Source organism: Chroococcidiopsis sp. TS-821 (assembly GCF_002939305.1).
Classification (GTDB): domain Bacteria; phylum Cyanobacteriota; class Cyanobacteriia; order Cyanobacteriales; family Chroococcidiopsidaceae; genus Chroogloeocystis.
The window spans coordinates 161,684-186,914 of sequence record NZ_MVDI01000001.1; the positions used below are offsets into that span (position 1 = coordinate 161,684).

Here is a 25,231-nt window from a genome sequence, read left to right on the forward strand (position 1 = left end):
TTCCTATGAATTATTCGATTGAATTATGCATTACTCCTGCCATTAAAAGATGGAACAAAAGCCAAAGTTAGGCTATCTTCTGCTAAAAAGTGCGCTAGATGAAACGCGCGTTCTTCAGTCTTTAATAAAATCTGCTCGTACAAATAACGAGTAGCGCGATCGCCTAAACTTTCTGCTTGCGATGCTTGACGTCGAATCAAATCAACTACTGCTTGTTCGGCTTGCAAATCATTTTCTACCATTTGGCGACATGAAAAAACTCCGTCTGCTTCTGGCGTAAAACAACACAATTCTGCAAGTTTACTGAAGCTAGCGACAGGAACCCCACCTAATCCATCTAAGCGTTCGCCTACTTCATGAACGTGTTCTTGAACTTGTTCGTAGCTTTCGTTGAAATACTGGTGCAACATATAAAATTCTGCACCTTCCACAACAAAGTGATGTTTTTGATATTGCAAATAAAGCGCTTGAAAACTTGCGAGAACAATATTTAATCCTTCACAAACGGGAACAGTAACTTCTTGTCCTAAACCGATGGGGTTATCTAAAACTTCCCCAAAGTTACGTAATATAGTTGCTTGTGTCATTACTTTTCTCCTTTTATTTGGGTGATGGGTAATTGGTAATAGGTAACTTACAAATGACCTATTAAGAAATAACTTCTGCTGTCCAACAGCGTTCTAACCAATTGAGTAATTCTTGACGAGTGGCGACAAATTGTTGTACGGTACTGCGTACGAGAATTGCGGCGATCGCACTATCAATTTCGACGACTAAAGAACCATCCGCAGGACACCAAGAAGGAATCATTAATTCTTGTAAGCGGTGATGAATTCGCCAGCGATCGCTTGTCGGTATCTCGACAATTTGAGTCTTAAATTTGGAGTTGGTGTGTTGAGACATGGGTTGCAATCCTTTTGAAAGTTTTTGTCAATTATTAAGTGTTAAAAAAATCTGAATAATGAACCACAAAGAACACAAAGGTCACAAAGAAATATAGAGAGTTTTTGTGTAGTTTATAAATGAAAAATATAGATTGGATAATCTGTGATTTTGATAAGTGAAAATTTAAGAACCGCTAATGAATTTCTATATTGTGTAGTTGCAATTGTTGTTCGAGTTTCTCGATGCGTTCGATTAAGGAACGAATAATTTTTGCTTCTACATCAGGGAGTTTTCCGTGATCTAAAGGACAGTCGCGTACTCCTTTATGGCAAATATTGCGCCCAGGAACTCCTACAGCAGTGCAATCGGCAGGGACATCGCGTAAAATAATTGAACCTGCACCAATACGAACGCGATCGCCAACTTGAATATTCCCCAAGACTTTCGCACCCGCACCGACAACAACGTTTTTACCTAACGTAGGATGGCGTTTACCACTTTCTTTTCCTGTTCCGCCAAGCGTAACACCTTGATAAATCAGCGCGTAATCTCCAACGATCGCAGTTTCACCAATCACAACACCCATACCGTGATCGATAAATACACCTTTCCCGATCTGCGCCCCTGGATGAATTTCCACTCCTGTCAAAAATCGCCCCAGGTGAGAAATCAAACGGGGAATGAATGCAACTTTACGACAATGCAACCAATGCGCAAAGCGATGTAGTGCGATCGCATGAAACCCAGGATAACAACAAAGCACTTCTAACCAATTACGTGCTGCTGGATCGCGTTCAAAAATAATCTGAAAATCTGTCAATAATGGTTGTAAAAATGATAAGCTAAATTGCTTATCAGTTTTTTGTGCAGTAAAGACGTTGGAGTGTTGCATCGGAGTAGATGACTGAATCTGTGTACTATCTGCTTATATCAGGCAACTCTAACGACACTCATACCGCCAATGTTTGTTGGATTTATTGAATTGATTAAATGTGTACTCAATTCTTCTAAACTACGATATTAATTACAATTTACAACTTGAAAAAACTTTTTTCAGGATAGGGTACTAGTATTTTTCAACTCAGGGTACTAGCATTTATTCAGAAGGGAGCGAGTATTTATGTACTCACGCCTAAACTTTTATTCTGTAAGGACTTCCAAGTATTTTTATGGTAGTTCCTTAGCTATATTAATTTGTACTCGTTTGCCCTCACATAGCAATTTTATAAAAAATATTTCTGTATATCAAAGTACAGTTTATTATTTTATTTTTCAAGTTCGCATAGGCGAACTACGTTTATGAAGTAGCAACTTCTGTCGCCTAACTTTAACCCCCTCTAAATAATTAAAATAAAATTAAGTTAGCTATTTCAGCAAAAAAGTGATATTTTAGATACAGAATTGAATTTCGCTAAGCAACTGGGGTAGTTCTTAGTTAGCTACTCCAGTTCTTATCTCTCAAAAGCTCAAGTACTACACAACTTTGGGCAACTATTTAACGTAATTTGAGTACAGAATAGAAAAACTCAAAAAACACCTTAAATTACTTCAAACCTTTACTAGGATACAGTTCAAGGCGAGTACAGAAATACTTGAACCCCTTCATCATAAATACTCGTCCCCTGTCAAAAAAATACTAGCACCCCTACCCAAAAACTTTTTTCAGAAGCTACTCAAACTTCGATTGCTCTACGCTTCAGTTTTTGAGTGCAAGTTTAATCAATTCAATAAATTCTATCCTAAACACTTGCACCATTCGCTCTCGAGACACCTGATATAAAACACATATCGCTAAACACCTAATGCACTAACAAAAAGCTTAGTAGGTAATCAAAGGTCGAAGCGATAAACGGTTAAAGATGCGACAGTACCCCTCCTACTCTTAAAGGAAACGAAGTCGCAGTTGTCAGCACACTCACCCAAAAGGGTTACATAACCAGCGCAGGCAGGTTCAGCAAAGACAACGCCATTTTAATTCTTTTTGATGTACTAGAGTATCTTCTCAAATACTAGCCCTCAACCTTAGTAGCGAAATTCAATGACACCACCTACAGGACTTTTAACTGCCCCTACGGCAAAAACTACTAAATCCAACAGTTGTGGTTGCAGCAGTACCAACACCGCAACTGATTTAGACGAAAAAACCAAAGCGCGGATTGAGAAACATCCTTGTTATAGCGAAGAAGCACATCATCACTATGCAAGAATGCACGTTGCCGTAGCACCAGCTTGCAATATTCAATGCAACTATTGCAACCGCAAGTATGACTGTGCAAACGAAAGTCGTCCTGGTGTTGTCAGCGAATTGTTAACACCAGAAGAAGCAGCACACAAAGTGTTAGTGATTGCAGGCAAAATTCCCCAAATGACAGTATTGGGAATTGCGGGACCTGGAGATCCTTTAGCGAATCCAGAAAAGACTTTTCGCACGTTTGAGTTGATTGCAGAAAAAGCCCCCGATATTAAACTTTGCCTATCTACCAACGGATTGATGCTTCCCGATTACGTCGACCGCATTAAACAACTCAACGTCGATCACGTCACGATCACGATTAATATGGTAGACCCTGAAATTGGAGCAAAGATTTATCCTTGGGTTCACTATCGCCGCAAGCGCTACAGAGGTATTGAAGGAGTAAAAATTTTGCACGAAAAGCAGATGGAGGGATTACAAGCCCTTAAAGAAGCTGACATTTTGTGCAAAGTCAACTCGGTAATGATTCCAGGAATTAATGACGAACACTTAGTCGAAGTAGACGAAGTCATTCGCGCTAAAGGTGCATTTCTGCACAATATTATGCCGCTGATTTCTGCACCCGAACACGGTACGCATTTTGGTTTAACAGGTCAACGCGGTCCTACACCCAAAGAACTTAAAGCGCTGCAAGATAAGTGTTCTGGCAACATGAAAATGATGCGCCATTGTCGTCAGTGTCGCGCCGATGCGGTGGGATTGTTAGGCGAAGACCGGAGTCAAGAATTTACCAAAGAGAAATTCATGGAAATGACTCCAGAATACAACTTAGAGCAACGTCAAGAAGTTCATGCAGAGATAGAAAAGTCGAAGGAACGAATCAAAGCTGTCAAAGAACAAACAAAAACCGCTAAGAAAACTGCTAACAGTCCAAAAATCTTAGTTGCAGTCGCTACCAAAGGCGGTGGGTTGGTGAACCAGCACTTTGGTCACGCGAAGGAATTTCAAGTATTTGAAGTTGATGCGAACGAAGCTAAATTTGTCGGACATCGTAAAATTGACCACTATTGCCAAAGCGGATACGGCGAAGCAGCAACGCTAGAACACATTATCAAAGCGATCGCCGATTGCAAAGCAGTTTTAGTTTCTAAGATTGGTCACTGTCCGCAAGAAGAATTGCACAAAGCTGGAATTCAAACAGTTGAAGCTTACGACGTGATTGAAAAAGTTGCCAGTGAATTTTACGCACAGTATTTGCAAACTCAGCAAGGAGAATAGTCATGGCTTACACAATTACTAGCCAATGTATTTCCTGCGATCGCTGTCTTTCAGTTTGTCCTACCAACGCGATTAAAGTAACCGACGGCAAACACTGGATTGATTCTACGCTTTGTACAAACTGTGTTGGTAGCACTTACAGCGTTCCTCAATGTGTTGCAGGTTGTCCCACTTATGACGGATGTATCGAACAACCTAGCGATTACTGGGAGTCGTGGTTTATGACCTACAACCGCTTAGTTGGCAAGTTAACTAAAAAACAAGATTACTGGGAACGTTGGTTTGATACTTACTCGCAAAAATTCGCTGGAGTGTTGCAATCTCAACGCGATCGCAACTTAACCTTAACATCAACTCCGGCTAATTAAATCCCCTCCCCAAATCCGTGCAGACAACCTTAAAACCTCTTTCTCCCCTACCCCTCTGCTTCCTCTGCCCCTCTGCTTCCTCTGCTCCCCTAACGACAAGTCCTTGCACTAAATTTGTAGGAACTCACCATGCAAACTTGCATTTATCTCGACAACAATGCCACCACAAAAGTAGACCCCGAAGTTGTAGAGGCAATGCTGCCTTACCTAACTCAATATTACGGTAATCCTTCGAGTATGCATACCTTTGGTGGGCAAGTCGGCAAAGCAGTAAAACAAGCACGACAACAAGTTGCAGCCTTAATTGGTGCAGATGATTCGGAAATTGTCTTCACAAGTTGCGGTACAGAAGGAGACAACGCCGCAATTCGCGCCGCATTGCAAGCTCAGCCAGAAAAGCGACACATTGTGACAACGCAAGTAGAACACCCCGCAGTGTTGAATGTCTGCAAGCAGTTGGAAACGCAGGGGTATAGCGTTACCTATCTTTCAGTCAATCGCCAAGGACAAATCGATCTTGATGAACTAGAAGCATCAATGACAGGTAACACGGCGTTAGTGACGATTATGTATGCCAACAACGAAACAGGCGTGGTATTTCCTATCGAACAAATTGGGTTGCGAGTAAAAGAGTTTGGCGCGCTCTTCCACGTCGATGCGGTACAAGCAGTAGGGAAAGTACCTTTAAATATGAAGACTAGCACCGTTGATTTATTAACGTTGTCAGGTCACAAGTTACACGCACCCAAGGGAATTGGTGCTTTGTATGTGCGGCGTGGTGTGAGGTTCCGTCCTCTCTTAGTAGGAGGACATCAAGAACGAGGGCGCAGGGCGGGCACAGAGAATGTTCCTGGTATTATTGCCTTGGGCAAAGCCGCAGAATTAGCGCAGACATATATCAAAGATGTCAAACACGAAAAACAACTGCGCGATCGCTTAGAAAAAACTTTACTAGAGACAATTCCAGATTGTGAAGTTAACGGCGATCGCAAAAACAGATTGCCAAACACCACCAACATCGGTTTTAAATACATCGAAGGCGAAGCGATTTTACTATCCCTCAATCAATACGGTATTTGTGCGTCATCGGGTTCTGCTTGCACTTCTGGTTCTTTAGAACCCTCTCATGTTCTACGGGCAATGGGCTTACCTTACACGACTTTGCACGGTTCAATTCGGTTTAGTTTGTCGCGTTACACAACCGCCACCGAGATCGATCGCGTTATAGAAGTTATGCCTTTAATTGTCGAACGCCTCCGCGCCCTTTCTCCCTTCAACAACGATCGAGCCGACTGGCTACAAGGACGGGAAGAGTCACTAGCAGTGGGAAATGTGTAACAGGTAAGTCATTAAAATTGCCAATCACCAATTACCAATTACTAAGAAGTATTATGTGGGACTATACAGATAAAGTCATGGAACTCTTCTACAATCCGAAAAACCAGGGATTGATAGAAGACAATCAAGAACCAGGAATCGCAGTTGTCTTTGGTGAAGTCGGTAGTATCGCTTGCGGAGATGCCCTAAGACTGCACCTCAAAATAGACATAGCTAAAGATCAAATTCTAGATGCGCGGTTTCAAACTTTTGGTTGCACGAGTGCGATCGCTTCTTCTTCAGCATTAACTGAGTTAATCAAAGGTTTGACTTTAGATGAAGCACTCAAAGTCACCAATAAAGATATTGCAGAATACCTTGGCGGACTACCAGAAGCCAAGATGCACTGTTCAGTCATGGGACAAGAAGCGCTAGAAGCCGCAATTTTCAAGTACCGAGGTATTCCAATAGACGCGCATGAAGAAGATGAAGGAGCATTAATCTGTAGTTGCTTTGGAATCAGCGAGTCCAAGATTCGCCGTGTCATTCAAGAAAACAACCTCACAACTGCTGAACAAGTAACAAACTATGTAAAGGCGGGTGGTGGGTGCGGTTCGTGTCTTGCAGATATTGATGACTTAATTGCTGCGGTGACTAAGGAATCTGCCTTAAACATCGCCACAAATATTGCAACAGCGCAGGAACAATCGCAACGTCCGCTGACTACTGTACAGAAAATTGCCTTGATTCAAAAAGTTTTAGATGAAGAAGTGAGACCGCTACTGATTGCTGATGGGGGAGATGTTGAATTGTACGACGTAGCAGGCGATCTCGTCCAGGTGACATTGCAAGGTGCTTGCGGTTCGTGTTCTAGCAGTACAGCAACGCTCAAAGTTGCAATCGAAGCCAAGTTGCAAGCACGTGTTAGCCAAAAGTTGCTAGTAGAAGCAGTTTAGCCTTTGGGCACTACAGGTAATAAGCAATATGCATAATTTTTCTTTCCGACCTCATGTATTAGCCGTTGAGCGATCGCCACCCGTAAGTTTGCTGTTGAGCGATCGCATCGATAACACCCAAACGATTCATTAATTTCAGGAGAAACAACCATGAGTGACGATATTAGACAGATTGCATTTTACGGTAAAGGTGGTATCGGTAAATCCACCACTTCCCAAAATACAATTGCCGGTTTGGCAGAAATGGGCGAACGCATCATGATCGTAGGCTGCGACCCCAAAGCTGACTCCACCCGCTTGATGCTGCACAGCAAAGCCCAAACAACTATTCTACACTTAGCTGCCGAACGCGGTGCAGTTGAAGATCTAGAGTTAGAAGAAGTTCTACTCACAGGCTACAAAGGTGTCAAGTGTGTTGAGTCAGGCGGTCCCGAACCTGGAGTAGGTTGTGCAGGACGGGGAATCATCACCGCGATCAACTTCCTAGAAGAAAATGGTGCTTACGAAGATATTGACTTTGTTTCCTACGACGTATTAGGTGACGTCGTTTGCGGTGGTTTCGCCATGCCCATCCGTGAAGGTAAAGCTCAAGAAATCTACATCGTATGCTCTGGTGAAATGATGGCGATGTATGCTGCCAATAATATTGCACGAGGCATTCTCAAGTATGCTCACTCGGGTGGCGTACGCTTGGGAGGGCTAATTTGCAATAGCCGTAAAGTTGACCGCGAAGTCGAATTGATCGAGGCATTAGCAGAGAAGCTCAACACCCAGATGATTCACTTCGTACCACGCGACAACGTCGTGCAACACGCAGAACTCCGCCGCATGACCGTCATTGAGTATGCACCGAACTGCAGTCAAGCCGACGAGTATCGCGCCCTTGCCAAGAAAATCAAGGAAAACGAAAAGCTCACGATTCCTACCCCAATTTCAATGGACGAATTAGAAGAGCTACTCGTTGAATTCGGTATCCTCGGCGACGACAAAGAATACGAACATCTCATCGGCAAGACAGCGGAAGAAGTTGCCGTTGTGTAATTCAACAGGGGTGAGGGGTGAGTCAGAGAGTAGCTAGTGACTAGTGGTTAGTTTTGAATTATTCGCTCCTGAAGCCCCTCTGCTCCCTTGCTTCCTCTGCTCTTTTCCTCCGATTCCCCATTCTTAACAAAGAGAGGCAGAATATGACACCTCCAGAAGACACTTTAGAACAAACAACGACCACTGTTGACAAGAAAGCACTCATCAAAGAAGTCTTAGAAGTTTACCCAGACAAAGCGAAGAAAAAACGGGAAAAACACCTCAACGTCTACGAAGAAGGCAAATCTGACTGCGGCGTTAAATCAAATATTAAGTCCGTTCCTGGTTCCATGACGACTCGTGGCTGTGCCTATGCAGGTTCTAAGGGTGTGGTCTGGGGTCCGATTAAAGACATGATCCACATTAGTCACGGTCCTGTAGGTTGCGGTTATTACTCGTGGTCTGGTCGTCGCAACTACTACATTGGTACGACAGGAATTGACACCTTCGGGACAATGCAGTTTACTTCCGACTTCCAAGAACGCGATATCGTTTTTGGCGGTGATAAAAAACTCGCCAAGCTGATTGCCGAACTCGAAGAACTCTTTCCACTCAACCGAGGCATTTCGATTCAGTCTGAATGTCCTATTGGTTTAATCGGTGATGATATTGAAGCCGTGGCCAAGAAAGCAACAAAAGAAATTGGTAAAACTGTTGTACCTGTACGCTGCGAAGGCTTTCGAGGTGTGTCGCAATCGCTCGGACACCACATCGCTAATGACTCGATCCGTGACTGGGTTTTTCCGCAAGCTGACAAGAAGAAAAAAGAATTGGGTATTGAAGGCTCACCTTACGATGTCGCAATTATTGGAGACTACAACATTGGCGGTGATGCTTGGTCTAGCCGCATCTTATTAGAAGAAATTGGCTTGCGCGTAGTTGCTCAATGGTCTGGAGACGGTACTCTCAACGAGATGATGCTGACTCCGACCGTGAAGCTGAATTTAGTTCACTGCTATCGCTCGATGAACTACATCAGCCGCCATATGGAAGAAGCATATGGTATTCCTTGGTTGGAGTATAACTTCTTTGGTCCAACGAAGATTGCTGAATCCTTACGGGAGATTGCATCTAGATTTGACGAAACAATTCAACAAAAGGCAGAAGCAGTTATTGCCAAATATCAGGCACAATGCGATGCCGTTATTGAAAAATATCGCCCGCGCTTAGAAGGTAAAACTGTAGCCCTCATGGTTGGTGGTTTGCGTCCGCGCCACGTTGTTCCTGCTTTCCACGATTTGGGTATGAAGTTGGTCAGTACAGGCTATGAATTTGGTCACAATGATGACTACAAGCGTACTACTCACTACATCGAAAACGGTACGTTGATTTATGATGACGTTTCTGCTTATGAATTTGAGCAGTTTGTGAAAGAATTAAAGCCGGATTTGATTGCTTCTGGGATCAAAGAAAAATACGTCTTCCAGAAAATGGCATTGCCTTTCCGTCAGATGCACTCCTGGGATTACTCTGGTCCTTACCACGGCTATGACGGTTTTGCCATCTTTGCTAGAGATATGGATTTAGCACTGAATAGCCCTACTTGGAGTTTAATTGGCGCACCGTGGAAGAAGAGCTAGAAAGCAGAGGGGGCAGGGGAGCAGAGGTGCAGAGGGAGCAGAGGAGAAATTAAAAGTAATCTTCTCCTGAAGCCCCTATCATTTGAAAACTCGATCTGCTCCTAACTGAAAAGTATTGATCTCTAATTCCTTATTCTCAACTTTTAATATTGGAGAACAGTCATGGCTCAAAATAACGTAGACAATATTCAAGACCACGCGACGCTATTCCATCAAGACGAGTATCAAGAGTTATTTCAGGCGAAGAAAGAGTTTGAAGGCGGGCATAGCCCCGAAGAGGTTGCTCGCATTGCTGAGTGGACGAAAACTTGGGAGTACCGCGAAAAGAATTTTGCCCGTGAAGCTTTAACGGTTAATCCTGCTAAGGCTTGTCAACCTTTGGGTGCAATTCTTGCTGCTGTTGGGTTTGAAGGGACTTTGCCTTTTGTTCACGGTTCGCAAGGCTGCGTTGCTTACTTCCGCACGCACTTTACCCGTCATTTTAAAGAACCATTCTCGGCGGTTTCTTCTTCGATGACTGAGGATGCAGCAGTGTTTGGCGGACTCAATAACATGATCGATGGCTTGGCGAATAGCTACAACCTCTACAAGCCCAAAATGATTGCGCTATGTACTACTTGCATGGCGGAGGTTATTGGTGATGATTTGGGTGCTTTTATCAAGACATCTAAAGAGAAAGGTTCGGTGCCTGAAGATTTTCCTGTACCATACGCCCATACTCCTAGCTTTGTCGGCTCGCATATTACGGGCTACGACAATATGATGAAGGGGATTCTATCGAATTTGACTGAAGGCAAGAAGCAAGCAACAACCAACGGCAAGATTAATTTTATCCCTGGTTTTGAAACTTATATTGGCAACTTGCGGGAAGTAAAGCGGTTAGCCTCGTTGATGGGTGTGAATTACACGCTACTTGCAGATAACTCTGATTACCTCGATTCGCCTAATGATGGTGAGTTTCGGATGTATCAGGGCGGGACAACTTTAGAAGATGCAGCTGATTCAATTAACGCTGAAGCAACGATCGCCTTTCAAGCCTACTCTACGACCAAGACACGGGAGTATATTGCAGCAGAGTGGAAACAAAAAACCTTTGTCTGTCGCCCTGTCGGTATCCGAGGTACAGATGAGTTTTTGATGAAACTCTCAGAACTCACCGGACAGCCGATTCCTAAAGAACTCGAAGACGAACGCGGACGGGCGGTGGATGCATTCACAGATTCACAAGCATGGTTGCATGGCAAGCGCGTCGCACTGTATGGCGATCCCGATCTAGTAATTGGACTGGTGCAATTCTTACTCGAAGTTGGCGCGGAACCTGTACATATAGTTGTAACGAACAGTAATGAGATATTTGAGCAAGAGTTGCAGGCGATTTTAGATGCGAGTCCCTTTGGTAGTACTGCCAAGATTTGGGGTGGTAGGGATTTGTGGCATATGCGATCGCTTCTGTTTACCGAACCTGTAGACTTGCTCATCGGTAACTCATACGGTAAGTACTTGTGGCGCGACACGCACACTCCCCTCGTACGCATCGGCTATCCAATTTTTGACCGCCATCACTTGCATCGTTACGCGACATTTGGCTATCAAGGTGCAATCAATCTCCTCAACTGGATTGTCAACACGCTGCTTGACGAACTCGATCGCAACACAATTGTTCCAGCGAAGACAGATATTTCGTACGACTTGATTCGGTAGATATAGTAGAGGGGCAGAGGGCGCAGAGGGCGCAGAGGAAGCTTCAGGTGCAGAGGAGATAATATTAGCGTTTCATTAACCAAGGCGAAGGGTTAGCAATCATACTTACTAAACCACCTAAAATTTGGTTGTAGATTCCATATATTTCTCTACCTGATTCAATGTTTAGATAGTTGCACTTAACAGCAAATTCAATCCAAGTTTGAGTTTCTGCTGCTTCAGCCTCACAATCATTGAGTTTAGCGACAAATGCTGCTTCATAGCGACGCTTTCTCCAAGCCTCTGCGAGATTTGCACAAACAGAGCGTGACGAACGACGAATCTGATCGGTTAATGAATAACGCTCTTCAACGGGAAACTTTTTAGAAAATTCAAAGATTTGCATGGCAGCATCGAATGCCATTTGATAAACCTTCAAGTCTTTATGGCTTTTAATTGGCTCCTTCTCCATCCCCTCTGCCCCTCTGCCCCTCTGCTGACTTCACCTGAGTTTCCAACACTACACAATATCACCCGTCGAGTCATGAAAATCACCCAAGGCAAAATTAACGAACTGCTCAGCGAGCCAGGTTGCGAGCACAATCACCACAAGCACGGGCAAAAGAAAAATAAGTCTTGTCAACAACAAGCACAGCCAGGGGCGGCTCAAGGAGGTTGTGCTTTTGATGGAGCATCGATCGCTCTTGTCCCGATTACTGATGCAGCGCATTTAGTCCACGGACCGATCGCTTGTGCGGGAAACTCTTGGGGAAGTCGTGGTAGTCTCTCGTCTGGTTCTCAGCTCTACAAAATGGGTTTTACGACTGACTTGAGTGAGAACGATATCATTTTCGGCGGCGAGAAAAAGCTGTACAATGCCATTTTAGAAGTGCAGCGACGCTATCAACCTGCGGCAGTGTTTGTGTACTCTACCTGCGTTACAGCCTTGATTGGCGATGATTTAAACGCAGTCTGTGAAGCCGCTGCTCAGAAAACAGGTATACCTGTGATTCCTGTCAATTCTCCAGGGTTTATTGGCAGTAAAAATCTGGGCAATCGCGTGGGTGGGGAAGCTTTACTCGAATATGTTATTGGCAGCGCTGAACCGGAATATACAACTCCTTATGACATCAACCTAATTGGCGAGTACAACATCGCCGGAGAATTGTGGGGAGTTTTACCCTTACTCGAAAAAGTCGGGATTCGCGTTCTTGCCAAGATTACAGGTGATGCCAAATACAACGAAGTTTGCTATGCTCACCGCGCCAAGCTGAATGTGATGATCTGCTCCAAAGCCCTAATTAATGTGGCAAGAAAGATGGAGGAAAATTACGGCATTCCGTATATCGAAGAATCTTTCTATGGCGTAGATGATATGAATCGCTGTTTGCGAAATATTGCAGCAAAACTGGGCGATGCTACGATTAATTCGCGAGTAGAACAATTAATTGCTGAAGAAACCGCAGCTTTAGATATTGCTTTAGCTCCCTATCGCGCTCGACTCAAAGGTAAGCGTGTTGTCCTTTATACCGGAGGCGTGAAAAGTTGGTCAATTATTTCTGCGGCTAAAGACTTGGGGATGGAAGTCGTCGCCACTAGCACGAAAAAAAGCACCGAGGAAGACAAAGCCCGCATTAAAGAGTTACTCGGTAAAGATGGCATCATGCTTGAAAAAGGCAATGCCCAAGAACTTCTGCGGACGATCGCCCACACCAAAGCCGATATGTTAATCGCTGGCGGTCGCAATCAATACACCGCACTCAAAGCTCGTATCCCGTTTTTAGATATCAATCAAGAACGCCACCATCCTTACGCCGGATATGTAGGCATGATTGAAATGGCACGAGAACTCGATGAAGCCCTTTATAGCCCTGTTTGGGCACAAATACGTAAATCTGCACCTTGGGAAGAGGAAGCAGAGGAGCAGGGGAGCAGAGGCGCAGAGGGGCAGGGGAGCAATGACCAATTACCTGTTACCAACTACCAATCCAAAGTCCAAAATTCTAAAAAATCAGTTGCGGTTAACCCTTTAAAACAAAGCCAACCTTTGGGTGCAGCCCTAGCATTTCTAGGATTAAAAGGCGTGATGCCGCTGTTTCATGGTTCTCAAGGGTGTACTGCTTTCGCCAAAGTGATGTTAGTGCGGCATTTTCGCGAAGCGATTCCCCTATCAACTACAGCAATGACTGAAGTGAGCACAATCTTGGGTGGTGAGGACAACATTGAACAAGCAATTCTTACGCTAATGGAGAAATCAAAGCCAGAAATTCTTGGTTTGTGTACGACTGGACTTACAGAAACTAGAGGTGATGATATGGAGGGTATCCTCAGAAGTATCCGCAACCGTCACCCTGAATTATACGATTTACCAATTGTCTTTGCGGCTACGCCTGATTTTAAAGGTGCATTGCAAGATGGTTTTGCCGCCGCGATTGAAAGTATTGTTAAAGAGTTGCCGCAGCCTGGAGAAATTAAGTTAGACCAAATCAACGTTTTAGCGAGTTCGGCGTTTACTCCAGGGGATATACACGAGATTAAAGAGATCGTGTCTGCGTTTGGACTAAAGCCGATTGTTGTACCGGATTTATCTACCTCACTTGACGGTCACTTGGATGATTCTTACAGTGCAGTGACAGGTGGTGGAACAACTTTGGCAGAACTACGACAAATGGGTAGTTCGGTGTTTACCCTTGCACTCGGTGAAAGCATGCGTGGTGCAGCAGAAAGCTTGCAAAAACAGTTTGGCATACCTTATGAGGTGTTTGGGCAACTAACAGGATTAGCCGCAGTCGATGACTTTTTGCAAGGATTAATCGATCTCAGTGGTAATTCAGTACCAGAAAAGTACTGTCACCAACGCCGCCAGCTGCAAGATGCGATGCTTGATACTCACTTTTACTTCGGGCGCAAGCGAGTATCGTTAGCCCTTGAACCCGATTTACTGTGGTCGATATCTTGGTTTTTGCAGTCGATGGGTGCTGAAATTCACGCGGCTGTGACAACGACAAAATCACCGCTTTTAGAGCAACTTCCTGTTGAAAGCGTCACAGTTGGCGATTTGGAAGATTTTGAGCAACTTGCAGTCGGTTCTGACTTGTTGATTGCGAATTCTCATGGAAAAGCGATCGCCCATCGTTTGCATACTCCTTTCTATCGCCTTGGTTTTCCTATCTTTGATCGATTAGGTAACGGACAGCGTTGTACTGTCGGCTATCGAGGAACTATGCAACTGTTGTTTGATATCGGCAACTTGTTTTTGGAAGTAGAAGAAGCAAGGGAGTAGAGGTGCAGAGGTGCAGAGGAAGCAGGGGAGTAGAGGGGCAGAGGAAGCAGAGGAAGCAGAGGAAGCAGAGGAAGCAGAGGGGCAGAGGGGTAGAGGAAGCAGAGGAAGCAGAGGGGCAGAGGGGTAGAGGAAGCAGAAGAAGCAGAGGGGCAGAGGGGTAGAGGAAGCAGAAGAAGCAAGGGAGTAGAGGAGCAGAGGAAGCAGAGGAGCAATTACCAATTACCAATTACCAGTTACCAATTACCAATTACTTATTTACTGGAGGATAATTATGAAGATTGCCTTCACAACAAATGACCAAGTTCATATTAATGCTCATTTTGGTTGGGCGAGAAAGATTGATATTTATGAAGTATCGCCGGATGAATATAAGTTTGTCAAAACTCTGCGATTTGATGGCGATCTGAAAGAAGATGGTAATGAAGATAAATTAGTACCAAAAATTGAAGCATTAGCTGATTGTACGATTGTTTATGTATCAGCTATTGGTGGAAGTGCAGCAGCTCGATTAATTAAAAAACGCATTACACCAATTAAGGCAAGGTCTGAGGATGACGAAATTACTGATGTTTTGGAAAGATTAGTTCAAACATTGAAAGGTAGTCCTCCGCCTTGGTTAAGAAAAGCTTTGCAACAAAAATCATCAAACTTTTTAGAAGAGGAAGTAACTGTATGAGCACGGAAACTATTAATTCTAAAGAAACTCTCAACTCTCCATTTTTGCAAGAGTTAATCAGACAAATTCGCGCTCAAGATTCGTATGGATTTTATCGCAATTGGTCGAATGAATTGATGCTCAAACCTTATGTTGTCAGTAAAGAAGCTAAACGCAAAATTTCTGTCGAGGGCGATGTCGATCCTGTTACAAAAGCTCGAATTATGTCGTTTTATCGGGCGATCGCTGCCCAAATTGAGCAAGAAACAGGCTTAATTTCGCAAGTTGTAATTGACCTGAGTCATGAAGGTTTTGGCTGGGCGCTGATTTTTTCTGGTCGTCTGTTACTCGTTGCGAGAACTTTACGCGATGCTCAACGTTTTGGCTTTGATTCCTTAGAAAAACTGTTAGCTGAGGGAGAAAAGATGACCCAAAAAGGCATTGAATTAGCACAGAAATACACTGAAGTTGCTAAAGCATAACCAATTTTCACTGATCGCTAACTACTATCTACTCGTTTATGGTACAAGCAACAGAAACTGAGCTTACTGAGCAAACGATTGAAGAGCTCAAACTGCAAATCAAGCGACTTAATAGTAAAGCTGGACAAATGAAGATGGATCTTCACGATTTAGCTGAAGGTTTGCCCAAAGATTACCAAAAACTGACGACGTTAGCAGCCCAAACATATGAAATTTATCGTCAGTTACACGAGCTAAAGTCTCAGTTAAAAGATTGGGAGAAAAGACGATGAAATGGGATGTTGATACGTTTAATTCACTTGTCAATACAGAAGAGTATTTTGAGTTTTTTCGACTACCTTATGATGCTCGAGTTGTGCAAGTAAATCGCCTCCATATTTTGAAGTTATTTTCGCAATATATTCGTGAAATTGATGCAAATAATCCAGAACTGAATCAAACAGAAAAACTGAGTTTGTATCGTCAAGCCCTCGAACAAGCTTATGAAGTTTTCCTCAAGTCAACACCTCTCGAACAAAAGTTGTTCAAAGTATTTAACGAGAAGCCTAAAAACATTGTCATGTTAACAGAAATTGCGACAAATTAGGAGAAAACAATGGTACTCACAGCGATCGAATTAGAACGCTACCGTCGCCAAATTATGCTCCCTGGTTTTGGTGAGGAGGCGCAGCAGCAACTCAAATCAGCAACAGTACTCGTGACAGGTGTAGGAGGATTAGGCGGTACAGCAGCGCTGTATTTAGCGGTAGCTGGTGTGGGGCGGCTGATTCTGGTTCGTGGTGGTGAGTTGCGGCGAGATGATATGAATCGACAGATTCTGATGAGTGACGATTGGGTGGGTAAGCCGCGCGTATTTAAAGCGAAAGAAACGCTACAGAGTATCAACCCTGATGTTGAAGTTGACGCTGTATTTGATTATGTTACTTCTGATAATGCAGACTTGTTAGTTCAATCTGCGGATATTGCTCTCGACTGCGCGCACAACTTTTTGGAACGTGACTTGTTGAATGCAGCTTGCGTGCGTTGGCATAAACCAATGGTAGAAGCCGCAATGGATGGAATGGAAGCTTACCTAACGACAATTATCCCTGGCGTGACACCATGTTTATCTTGCCTATTTCCCGAAAAACCAGAATGGGATCGACGTGGCTTTTCGGTACTAGGTGCGGTTTCTGGTACGCTGGGGTGTCTGACGGCGTTAGAAGCTATTAAGCTGATTACTGGATTTAGTCAGCCGCTTTTATCGCAACTATTGACGATGGATTTGAACCAACTGATGTTTGCAAAACGTCGTTCTTATCGCGATCCTAATTGTCCAGTTTGTGGTGGTTCGCATTATTCTACCTCGTTACCAGTAGATCGTGTTGCGATCGCTACTCATTAGATATTTACACGATTTTACTGAGTAAGAACTACTAATTTCTCCTGAAGCCCCTCTGCTACCGATTTGTAGCAACTTCAAAGTGAAACAGTATTACACCAGGGCTTAATAAAGTTCCCAAAAAGGAGATCTTATGACTTTAACCTTAACCGAAGCAGCAGAATTTCGGCTTCGTACCTTTCTTCAAGCTTCTAGCAAAGATGCTAGTCAATGGGGTATTCGTGTTGCGGTTAATGATGGTGGTTGCAGTGGCTACCAGTATTCCTTAAATATTACCAGTGCGCCGCAGGCAGATGACATTGTGATGCAGCAAGGAAAGTTACAGATTTACATCGACGCGCAAAGCGCCCCATTACTCGAAGGTGTTGTAATCGATTTTGTCGATGGCTTGCTGGAGAGTGGCTTTAAGTTTAGCAATCCTAATGCTACTGATACTTGTGGCTGTGGGAAATCGTTTCAAGCAGGTGATTGCACTCCTGCTGGCGTACCTTGTAGCTGATTTTAGAGGATATGACAATGACAACTTATCAAGTTCATTTAATTAATAAAAAGCGATCGCTTGACGTCACAATTCCTGTTGACGAAAATACCACGATTCTTGATGCAGCAGAAAACGAAGGACTCGATTTACCTTTTTCCTGTCATTCTGGTTCTTGTTCGAGTTGCGTCGGTAAAGTTGTTGAAGGTGACATCGATCAATCGGATCAAGTATTTCTGGATGAGGATCAAGTTGCTAAAGGCTTTGTACTTCTTTGTGTCGCTTATCCCCGTTCTGATTGTACGATTCGCACGCATCAGGAGGCTTATTTAGTTTAATAGTAAAAGTGTAGCGGGGCAGAGGAAGCTTCAGGTGCAGAGGGAGAGGAATTAGGAATTACTTGTAAAGGTTGCGGTTGCAATGTTTATAGAAAAGTTTACGGTGTTTGGCTCTTCTCTCAGTTTACTCCAACCTGGAGAACGCGGCGTAGTGACGAGAATCGAGAGCGTAGATGCAACTACAGTACAAAACCTCCATGCAATGGGCGTTGTGTGTGGCGCAACTGTGACTCTAGAACAGCGATCGCCTGTTTACACCATCGTACTGAGTGGCGATCGCTGGAATCTTTGCCAAAAAACCGCTAACGCAATTTATGTTCGTTTGTGCAATTAGTCGATCGAGGATAACACTATGGCAACGCTAACTGGTTTAACTTTAGGGGGTAATGTTTGGACACCCCAGTTTGTGCAAGACATTAACCAAGATAAATGCATTGGCTGTGGTAGATGCTTTAAGGCGTGTGGTCGTAATGTACTACTACTGCAAGCACTCAATGAAGATGGGGAGTTTGTCGAAGATGAGGAAGCAGAAGAAATCGAGCGTAAAGTTATGTCAATTATCCATCCAGAATACTGTATTGGTTGTCAAGCTTGCGCTAGAGTTTGTCCCAAAAATTGTTACACTCATAGCCCGTTTGAACAAAACTAAACTGGAAAACCATTACAATTCATGTCGTATCGTTTGATTAGCTGCGACTTTAGTCACTAAGCTTGAATTGTTCAGCCCTATAAACAACTAATGAACCAGATTTTTGAACGCAAGTGGTCTGACTACTATCAAGCAGTAGAAGGGCGTCCGCCGCGTGAAACGCTATTGATGGCGCTAGCAAAGTTTGAAGTCCCTCAATTTGCAATAGACTTAGGTTGTGGAGATGGAAGAGATACAGTAGAACTACTAAAGCGAGGTTGGCGGGTTCTTGGAATTGATGGTGAAGCTGAAGCGATCGCCCGCCTCCAAAGTCGCCCGAATATCGATTTCAATCGCCTAGAAACTCGCGTGATGCGCTTTGAAAACTTGGTATTACCAACGGTGGATTTAGTTAATGCTAGCTTTTGTCTACCCTTCTGTCCGCCAGAGCATTTTTCTGAGTTGTGGAATAAGATTGTTGCAGCGTTACGAGTCGGGGGGCGATTTTGCGGTCAACTTTTTGGCGATCGCGATTCGTGGGCGACGTATCCAAATATGAGTCATCACACGCGATCGCAAGTCGAAGAATTATTGCAACCATTTACTGTTGAAGTACTGCAAGAAGAAGAACACCCTGGGACAACAGCTTTAGGCGAACAGAAGTACTGGCATATCTTTCACATTGTTGCTTGCAAAGAATCAATCAACAGCAACCATGACATCTGATGATTTCACAACTGCGTAAGCTTCTTTACCTTCTGCAAGTCCTAGATTTTCAGCCGAGGATTTTGTAATAACTGCAACAACTTCTACTCCAGGTGCAATTTCTAACGTCACTTCAGTATTAACAACTCCTGGTACAATTTTTTTCACAGTTGCTTTTAGAGTATTACGCGCGCTAATTTTCATACTTTAATCCTTATTTGTTACTTTTTTAGTATTTAAATCATTGCACAAAAATATTTTTCTAAGTGTTAATCAAGATACTTTTTAAAAATTAAGAATTGTTTAGTAATTTCAATTTTGAAATACAATTCTTTTTCAGAAAACGAAAGATTTAAAAAATGGGAAAACATCTAAGAGTGTCCCTTTCTCTAGGACGTCTTTCTAGATCCCTTACAGTTAATTTTGATGTACAATGAAACTTTTGCACATAACACCAACCATTGCTTTATATAGCATTTAACTCTGATCCCTGCCCTAGTTCATTACGAATTATCAAAGATTTACCCTTATAGATATCGTCAACATTGATACCGATGCGTGATTGTTTGAAGCATTGTTGTGAATTTTGACGGATATCGGTTTTATCAATTCAACTGACTTGAAAGTCACGCGCAACTGTTGAATTTTTGTGCATTAAGTATTTGAAGCTTTAGCCGCTTGTGATGAAACTGGTATGAATTAGTTTTACAGGTTTCTGAGTTACTTTTGAACCCAAACCCAGATTGGGACAAACGCGATCGCTCTTACAGCCGTTAAGATTTATACTCAACTAGCTAAGACGTGATAGCAAGAAGTAATTCATGTGGATTGTACGAAAACCATAGGTTATAATTTTTACACAGCATTTTATCTTCAAACCTAAAAACAATGTCATACAACGCTCAGCACTACAACACCTTTGCAGCACTACTTCAAATGCGGGGACTTCCAATAGAGTTGGCTAAGCTTATCAGTGGTGAACTAGCTCAAATAGATAATGACAGGCAGGACAGGCTAATCGAGACTTTCACAGTAAGACTGTACGCAAAACAAGTTTCTGTGCAAGAAGGTGACAGTGTTTCCCATTAGTAAAGGCTGCTACCTGTGACGGTTACAGCAACAGTTACTGAGTGCGTTCAAAAAGTAACTCAGTCTAGTGGATGGTTATATTCGAGCAGTTAGGAAATATCTCCCAGCTCAGTACAAAAGTATTTCAACAGTATTATTTAATACTAAATTAATGGTAATAAATAGTTTTGACGATATTCTTGCTTTAAGAGTTTTAGCAGGACAATATACGTTACGCCAACGCGCTTTGCTTCCTAGTGCTCCTGGCATTTATTTTGTCACTAACGAACGCAATTACTTACTTTATATTGGTAAAGCGACAAACTTACAGAATCGTTGGGCGGGAAACGGACATCATCGCTATAAGCAGCTTGCTAGGAAAGGATTAGATAAGATTATCATCAGTTATGTTTTAGCTCCAGTTACAGAACTAGATAGTTTAGAGCGTCAGTACATTGAAGTACTTAAACCATTACTCAACAATGGCAAGGTTAAAAAGTATCTGCCGAAAAAGAGTCCGCGTCTTAGCGAACTGCAACGCTTACTGAAGCTAGCAAATAGCCCACTTTTCCCTTCTTGCAAGTTCACAACCGACCTACAAGGAAATACCATACCAAGACCCCCTTGGCATTTGTTTCGTGGTTTTGTTGCGGGTACTTATACTGCTGACAATCTTTGCTATATCGTCATTGTCTGTCAACAAAATATGGGTGAGATCTTATACAACAGTTCTACTCATAAAACCAAAAGGCGCTTTTACATTCAGGATCAAGAGGTTTGGAAAATTCCTGGTGCAGCGCGTTATGCTTGGCTGCACGGACCAATATGGCAATTCGATGCTAGACAAGTAGTTTTTGAATTTGTAGAGTTTTTTACTCTAGGGAGTCATTTATTTGAGCAAGTTTATCCCCATCTTATAGAGTGCCAAATTGCCAGTGTAAAAATGAGGAAGTTGTCTCACAAGAGTTACCTAGAGGCAGTTGTGCAAACCCTACAAACAGACGAGAATCAATCAGCACAAGATTATCTTCGTAACGTTTGTACCAACTTGCAGCCTTTACCTGCTGACTTCGCTCTGGATGAGAAAATTATTTGGTGAGTCTTTTGTGTTATTTCCTGGTTGTTACGTCCTTGATAGTGGCATCTAAAGTATCTAATTCGGTTACTAAATAAGTGTATTTATTAACTAAGTATAACTGTTTACCTAGTGTCTTTCTCTGAGGCTGTCGCATCATTAGCAAACAACTCAATTTTGAAACACTGATTGATATTGATTTTTTATAGTTTAAATGCCCATTCCGCTGCTAAATCCACCAGAATTCGCGTTCCTAGATCAATTTCGGTTGATTGATAGTGAGTCGCGAGATACTTGTCTATTACTCACAACTTAGTTGAAAGGCGATCGCGCCAACTTACAGTTGCCATAACTCAAGGAACTTTTTCGCATATCTAGGTTTAATTGATAGCACATATGCTATTACTATTTTTTATGGGACGTAGTGGTCGATACAAGCGTGTTTATTAGCGCGTTGATTAGTTCGCAAGGAGCAAGCCGAGAGCTTTTAAGGCAATGCTTGTTATTGAAGTATCAACCATTAATGGGCAATGCGTTATTTGCTGAGTACGAACAAGTTACGAGTAGAGATGAGATTCTACGCTTGTGTCCTTTATCAGTTGAAGAAATAGAAATGCTTTTGGCTTCATTTATGAATATCTGTGAGTGGATGCACATTTACTACTTGTGGCGACCTAATTTGATTGCTGGTAATGCAAGCATTATTGTTACTCACAATACTCAGGACTTTAAGCAAGCAGAACTTTCTTTTCCCGAATTGTCAATTCTCAAACCTGAAGAGATGATTCGCTTACCTGACGAGAAACACGAACGATTAAAAGAATTGGCAAAAAGAAGAAATATTAGTGTTAACAAGCTAGTCGAAGAACTCTCGACTTTCGAGCTATGGTAGTGAAATCAGTTACACAAATAGCTAGGTAGAGAAATGTACATTTTAAACCTTGCAGTACTTTGAAGACCAACAGATAATTAATCTCTTAAGTTTACGATCGGGGTAACAATTTAACCAAGAAGTTCAATTTCTGCTTTGATCATTGCTGCTTGCGAGTCGCGAAAGACGTGCAAACCGAGTTTTTTACACAAATGCTGCATTGCTAGATTGTCGGGGAGAATATCAGCAGTCATGCGGCTAAGTTTTTCATCTCGACCAATTTGTAATAACTGTTGCAGTAAATGCGTACCTAATCCTTGATTTTGGTAGCGATCGCTTACGACTAAAGCAAACTCGGCTTCGTTCGATTGGTGTAGTTTACTTAATCGTCCCACGCCGATAATTTGTCGGACTTGTGTTTGCGGATCTTCGTATTCGGCGACTAAAGCAATTTCGCGATCGTAGTCGATAAAGCAAATGCGCGTTAATCGTTCGTGCGAAGTGCGATAACTTAACTTTGTCACGTGAGCATAGCGTAAGTAAACGCTTTCTTCGGAAAGTGATTGATGAAACTGAATCATCAACGGTTCATCTTCTGGACGAATCGGGCGGATGGTAACGTTTGTTCCATCTCTAAGTTGCCAAGTTGAAACGTATTGCGTCGGATAAGGGCGAATCGCGAGTTTTGGTAGTTTGTCTTCTGCGATTGTTGGTTCGTGTAGAACTACTCGCGCATCAAGGGCGATTAAACCATTATTTTGTCCTGGCTTAGCTAACAACGGGTTAATGTCAATTTCTTTGATCCAACGCTGTTCTATTACGAGTTGACTAAAGCGAACTAAAAGTTGCTCTAAACCAGCTAAATCAACACTTGGAAGACCGCGTACGCCTTGGAGTGCTCGATAAATTTGCGTTTGTTCCATCATCCGCCGTGCTAAAGTGCTATTCAGCGGTGGTAATGCTAGCGCTCGATCTTGAAAGACTTCGACAAGTTGTCCGCCAGTACCAAATAGTAATACTGGACCAAATTGCGGGTCGATGCTGCTACCAATGATGAGTTCGTAACCATCAAGGGTAATCATGGGTTGAACGGTAACGCCCATAAAATGCTCAATACCGACTTTTTCTCGCACAGATGATTGAATCTTTTGATAAGCAACTCGTACCGCGTCTGCATTTTGTAAATTTAACTGCACGCCACCGACATCAGTTTTGTGCGTAATCGTCTCACTAAATAACTTAAGTACAACAGGATACGCGATCGCCTCTGCAAGACTAACAGCTTCTTCTACGGTGGTTGCGACATAAGTTTCTACCGTTGGGATACCGTAAGTAGCAAGCAGTTGTTTCGATTCCCATTCTGTTAAGATAGTCCGATTTTGTTGACGTGCTTTATGAATAATCTCTTCCGCACCAGCGCGGTGTAAAATTCCTGAATCGCCTGTGAGTAAGGTTGGTGTTTCGTATAATCCGCGTAAGTTGTAGCTGTACTGCCACATATAGTTAAATACACGCGCAGCCGTATCAGGAAAAGCAAAAGTCGAAACGCGGGCGCAATTGAGAATTTTTTCTCCCGTTGCTACATCTGCACCGCCCATCCAGCTAGCAAGAATCGGCATTCCAATTTTAGATGCGATCGCCTGCTGATTGTTTTCAATATAAGACTTTAATCGCTCGGCGGTTTGCGTGGGATCGGTCATCGCTTGAGGTGTTAAGATAACCAATAATCCATCACTGTTGGGGTTTTGTGCCGCGATTTCTATGGCTTTGGCATAGCGATCGGGGTCAGCATCGCCTAAGATATCAATGGGGTTATGATGGCTCCATTGCGGTGGTAGTATTCGATCGAGTGCGGCGATCGTGTCTGGTGCGAGTTCTGCAAGTTCGCCACCTTGGGTAATTAAAGCATCAGTGGCGATCACGCCAGGACCGCCAGCATTGGTGAGAATTGTCAGTCGTTTTCCTTTGGGACGTGGTTGTTTGGCAAGAACTTCTGCCATGCTGAATAAATCATCGATGCTATTAACGCGCAAGACACCACAACGACGGAATGCTGCATCAAAAACTTCGTCACTACTACTTAAAGCACCAGTGTGCGAGGCTGCTGCTTGAGCTGCTGCGGTTGTTCGACCTGCTTTAATCACGATAATGGGTTTAGTCAACGCGACTTCTCTTGCTGCTGAGAGGAAAGAACGCGCATCGCCAATCGATTCCATGTAAATCACAATACTTTTAGTGTGAGGGTCGTCACCGAGGTAATCAATTAGGTCGCCCCAATTCACATCCAGCATCGAACCAATCGAAATGAAAGCGCTAAACCCGACATTTTCGCGACGACTCCAATCAAGAATGGATGTACATAAAGCACCACTTTGGCTGATGAATCCTACACTACCAGGAAGCGCCGCGTGTGGGGCAAAAGTAGCATTTAATCCGGTTATGGGACTCATCACACCCAAGCAGTTAGGACCTATAATGCGCATCCCTGATGATGCTTGTGCTGCTAAAATTTGCTGTTCGAGTTCAATTCCTGTTGCACCCGTTTCTTTGAACCCAGCGGAGATGATAATTGCACCTTTAACTCCCGTCGCTGCACATTCACGAATGATACCAGGTACAGTTGCCGCAGGAGTGACAACAATAGCAAGGTCGACAGGTTCGGGAACGGCGGCGATATGAGGATAAGCTTTAATTCCCAGAACGCTAGCTCGTTTGGGATTAACTGGGAATACTGTTCCTCCGAAGGGATTGCTAATTAAGTTCCATAAAACCGTTCGTCCAACGCTGTCTGGTTTTTCCGTCGCACCGATGACAGCAACGGTTTTTGGTGCAAAGATGGCATCAAGAGGATGGCGTTGCCTAAGATCCGTACCTACTGCGATCGTGGATGACATAAATTTTTGCATAATGTTTCACTAAATAAGCAACA

Annotated in this window: 25 protein-coding genes and 2 pseudogenes; 21 read left to right on the forward strand and 6 right to left on the reverse strand. The window is 43.2% G+C overall.

The features are described from left to right. Positions 1–23: 23 nt before the first annotated feature. The 3 genes from B1A85_RS00745 to cysE form a co-directional block, all read right to left on the reverse strand. The gene (locus B1A85_RS00745) at positions 24–587 is read right to left on the reverse strand and encodes a Dps family protein (RefSeq protein ID WP_104545034.1); all 564 of its coding nucleotides are present in this window, start codon (positions 585–587) and stop codon (positions 24–26) included. Positions 588–648: 61 nt separating this feature from the next. Beyond that, positions 649–903 (reverse strand): Asr1405/Asl0597 family protein, encoded by a 255-nt coding sequence (locus B1A85_RS00750; protein WP_104545035.1) that lies wholly within the window; start codon positions 901–903, stop codon positions 649–651. A gap of 175 nt (positions 904–1,078) precedes the next feature. After that, positions 1,079–1,777, reverse strand: a complete 699-nt coding sequence (gene cysE / locus B1A85_RS00755; RefSeq protein WP_104545036.1) for a serine O-acetyltransferase — start codon at positions 1,775–1,777, stop codon at positions 1,079–1,081. A gap of 1,146 nt (positions 1,778–2,923) precedes the next feature. On the opposite strand from cysE, the gene nifB reads away from it, so the two are divergent. From nifB to nifK, 7 genes are all read left to right on the forward strand, one after another. Continuing rightward, entirely contained in the window at positions 2,924–4,357 is a 1,434-nt protein-coding gene (nifB, locus tag B1A85_RS00760; protein WP_104545037.1) for a nitrogenase cofactor biosynthesis protein NifB, read from the forward strand. 2 nt (positions 4,358–4,359) lie between these two features. After that, positions 4,360–4,725 (forward strand): DUF362 domain-containing protein, encoded by a 366-nt coding sequence (locus B1A85_RS00765; protein ID WP_104545038.1) that lies wholly within the window; start codon positions 4,360–4,362, stop codon positions 4,723–4,725. 129 nt (positions 4,726–4,854) lie between these two features. After that, positions 4,855–6,063 carry a cysteine desulfurase NifS gene (gene nifS / locus B1A85_RS00770; protein ID WP_104545039.1) on the forward strand — a complete coding sequence of 403 codons (1,209 nt, stop codon included), beginning with the start codon at positions 4,855–4,857 and terminating at the stop codon, positions 6,061–6,063. A gap of 53 nt (positions 6,064–6,116) precedes the next feature. Next, positions 6,117–6,998 (forward strand): Fe-S cluster assembly protein NifU, encoded by an 882-nt coding sequence (nifU, locus tag B1A85_RS00775; RefSeq protein WP_104545040.1) that lies wholly within the window; start codon positions 6,117–6,119, stop codon positions 6,996–6,998. Positions 6,999–7,160: 162 nt separating this feature from the next. Next, positions 7,161–8,039 (forward strand): nitrogenase iron protein, encoded by an 879-nt coding sequence (nifH, locus tag B1A85_RS00780; protein ID WP_371681628.1) that lies wholly within the window; start codon positions 7,161–7,163, stop codon positions 8,037–8,039. Between the two features lie 143 nt (positions 8,040–8,182). Beyond that, complete coding sequence (gene nifD, locus B1A85_RS00785; protein ID WP_104545042.1) at positions 8,183–9,658, forward strand: nitrogenase molybdenum-iron protein alpha chain; 1,476 nt, start codon at positions 8,183–8,185, stop codon at positions 9,656–9,658. 162 nt (positions 9,659–9,820) lie between these two features. Then, positions 9,821–11,359 carry a nitrogenase molybdenum-iron protein subunit beta gene (gene nifK / locus B1A85_RS00790; protein WP_104545043.1) on the forward strand — a complete coding sequence of 513 codons (1,539 nt, stop codon included), beginning with the start codon at positions 9,821–9,823 and terminating at the stop codon, positions 11,357–11,359. A 64-nt stretch (positions 11,360–11,423) separates the two neighbouring features. On the opposite strand, the gene B1A85_RS00795 is transcribed toward nifK, so the two are convergent. Further along, entirely contained in the window at positions 11,424–11,810 is a 387-nt protein-coding gene (locus B1A85_RS00795; protein ID WP_104545044.1) for a four helix bundle protein, read from the reverse strand. A gap of 72 nt (positions 11,811–11,882) precedes the next feature. Between B1A85_RS00795 and B1A85_RS00800 the strand changes: the two genes are divergently transcribed. The 11 genes from B1A85_RS00800 to B1A85_RS00850 all read left to right on the forward strand — a co-directional run bounded on the left by B1A85_RS00800 (position 11,883) and on the right by B1A85_RS00850 (position 19,309). After that, positions 11,883–14,621, forward strand: a complete 2,739-nt coding sequence (locus B1A85_RS00800; RefSeq protein ID WP_104545045.1) for a bifunctional nitrogenase iron-molybdenum cofactor biosynthesis protein NifEN — start codon at positions 11,883–11,885, stop codon at positions 14,619–14,621. A gap of 271 nt (positions 14,622–14,892) precedes the next feature. Beyond that, entirely contained in the window at positions 14,893–15,297 is a 405-nt protein-coding gene (gene nifX, locus B1A85_RS00805; protein WP_104545046.1) for a nitrogen fixation protein NifX, read from the forward strand. Further along, a complete protein-coding gene (locus B1A85_RS00810; RefSeq protein WP_104545047.1) occupies positions 15,294–15,758 on the forward strand; it encodes a NifX-associated nitrogen fixation protein in 465 nt (154 codons plus the stop codon). The genes nifX and B1A85_RS00810 overlap by 4 nt, the downstream gene beginning before the upstream one ends. A gap of 38 nt (positions 15,759–15,796) precedes the next feature. Beyond that, positions 15,797–16,030, forward strand: a complete 234-nt coding sequence (locus B1A85_RS00815; RefSeq protein ID WP_104545048.1) for a CCE_0567 family metalloprotein — start codon at positions 15,797–15,799, stop codon at positions 16,028–16,030. After that, positions 16,027–16,344: a nitrogenase-stabilizing/protective protein NifW gene (gene nifW / locus B1A85_RS00820; protein ID WP_104545049.1), complete on the forward strand. Its 318-nt coding sequence runs from the start codon at positions 16,027–16,029 to the stop codon at positions 16,342–16,344. Before B1A85_RS00815 ends, nifW begins: the two co-directional genes overlap by 4 nt. 9 nt (positions 16,345–16,353) lie before the next feature. Beyond that, positions 16,354–17,142, forward strand: coding sequence for a HesA/MoeB/ThiF family protein (locus tag B1A85_RS00825; protein ID WP_104545050.1), 789 nt, complete (start codon positions 16,354–16,356; stop codon positions 17,140–17,142). 130 nt (positions 17,143–17,272) lie between these two features. Beyond that, entirely contained in the window at positions 17,273–17,638 is a 366-nt protein-coding gene (locus B1A85_RS00830) for an iron-sulfur cluster assembly accessory protein (RefSeq protein WP_104545051.1), read from the forward strand. A gap of 17 nt (positions 17,639–17,655) precedes the next feature. Next, on the forward strand, positions 17,656–17,955 hold the full coding sequence (gene fdxH / locus B1A85_RS00835) for a ferredoxin FdxH (RefSeq protein WP_104546260.1): 300 nt from the start codon (positions 17,656–17,658) through the stop codon (positions 17,953–17,955). A gap of 82 nt (positions 17,956–18,037) precedes the next feature. Then, the gene (locus tag B1A85_RS00840) at positions 18,038–18,289 is read left to right on the forward strand and encodes a FeoA family protein (RefSeq protein ID WP_104545052.1); all 252 of its coding nucleotides are present in this window, start codon (positions 18,038–18,040) and stop codon (positions 18,287–18,289) included. 18 nt (positions 18,290–18,307) lie between these two features. Next, complete coding sequence (gene fdxB / locus B1A85_RS00845; protein ID WP_104545053.1) at positions 18,308–18,604, forward strand: ferredoxin III, nif-specific; 297 nt, start codon at positions 18,308–18,310, stop codon at positions 18,602–18,604. 90 nt (positions 18,605–18,694) lie between these two features. Then, positions 18,695–19,309: a class I SAM-dependent methyltransferase gene (locus B1A85_RS00850; RefSeq protein ID WP_104545054.1), complete on the forward strand. Its 615-nt coding sequence runs from the start codon at positions 18,695–18,697 to the stop codon at positions 19,307–19,309. Here the strand turns inward: B1A85_RS00850 and B1A85_RS00855 are convergent. Next, entirely contained in the window at positions 19,283–19,492 is a 210-nt protein-coding gene (locus B1A85_RS00855; RefSeq protein WP_104545055.1) for a molybdopterin-binding protein, read from the reverse strand. The genes B1A85_RS00850 and B1A85_RS00855 overlap by 27 nt on opposite strands. A gap of 1,036 nt (positions 19,493–20,528) precedes the next feature. Between B1A85_RS00855 and B1A85_RS00865 the strand changes: the two genes are divergently transcribed. The 3 genes and pseudogenes from B1A85_RS00865 to B1A85_RS25875 form a co-directional block, all read left to right on the forward strand. After that, a complete protein-coding gene (locus B1A85_RS00865) occupies positions 20,529–21,455 on the forward strand; it encodes a GIY-YIG nuclease family protein (RefSeq protein WP_104545057.1) in 927 nt (308 codons plus the stop codon). Positions 21,456–21,825: 370 nt separating this feature from the next. Continuing rightward, a pseudogene (locus B1A85_RS00870) lies at positions 21,826–22,221 on the forward strand (putative toxin-antitoxin system toxin component, PIN family); the annotation flags it as partial. Further along, positions 22,213–22,317, forward strand: a pseudogene (locus B1A85_RS25875) (toxin-antitoxin system HicB family antitoxin); the annotation flags it as partial. The pseudogenes B1A85_RS00870 and B1A85_RS25875, both read left to right, overlap by 9 nt. Positions 22,318–22,433: 116 nt before the next feature. On the opposite strand, the gene B1A85_RS00875 reads toward B1A85_RS25875, so the two are convergent. After that, a complete protein-coding gene (locus tag B1A85_RS00875; protein WP_104545058.1) occupies positions 22,434–25,208 on the reverse strand; it encodes a bifunctional acetate--CoA ligase family protein/GNAT family N-acetyltransferase in 2,775 nt (924 codons plus the stop codon). Positions 25,209–25,231: the final 23 nt, after the last annotated feature.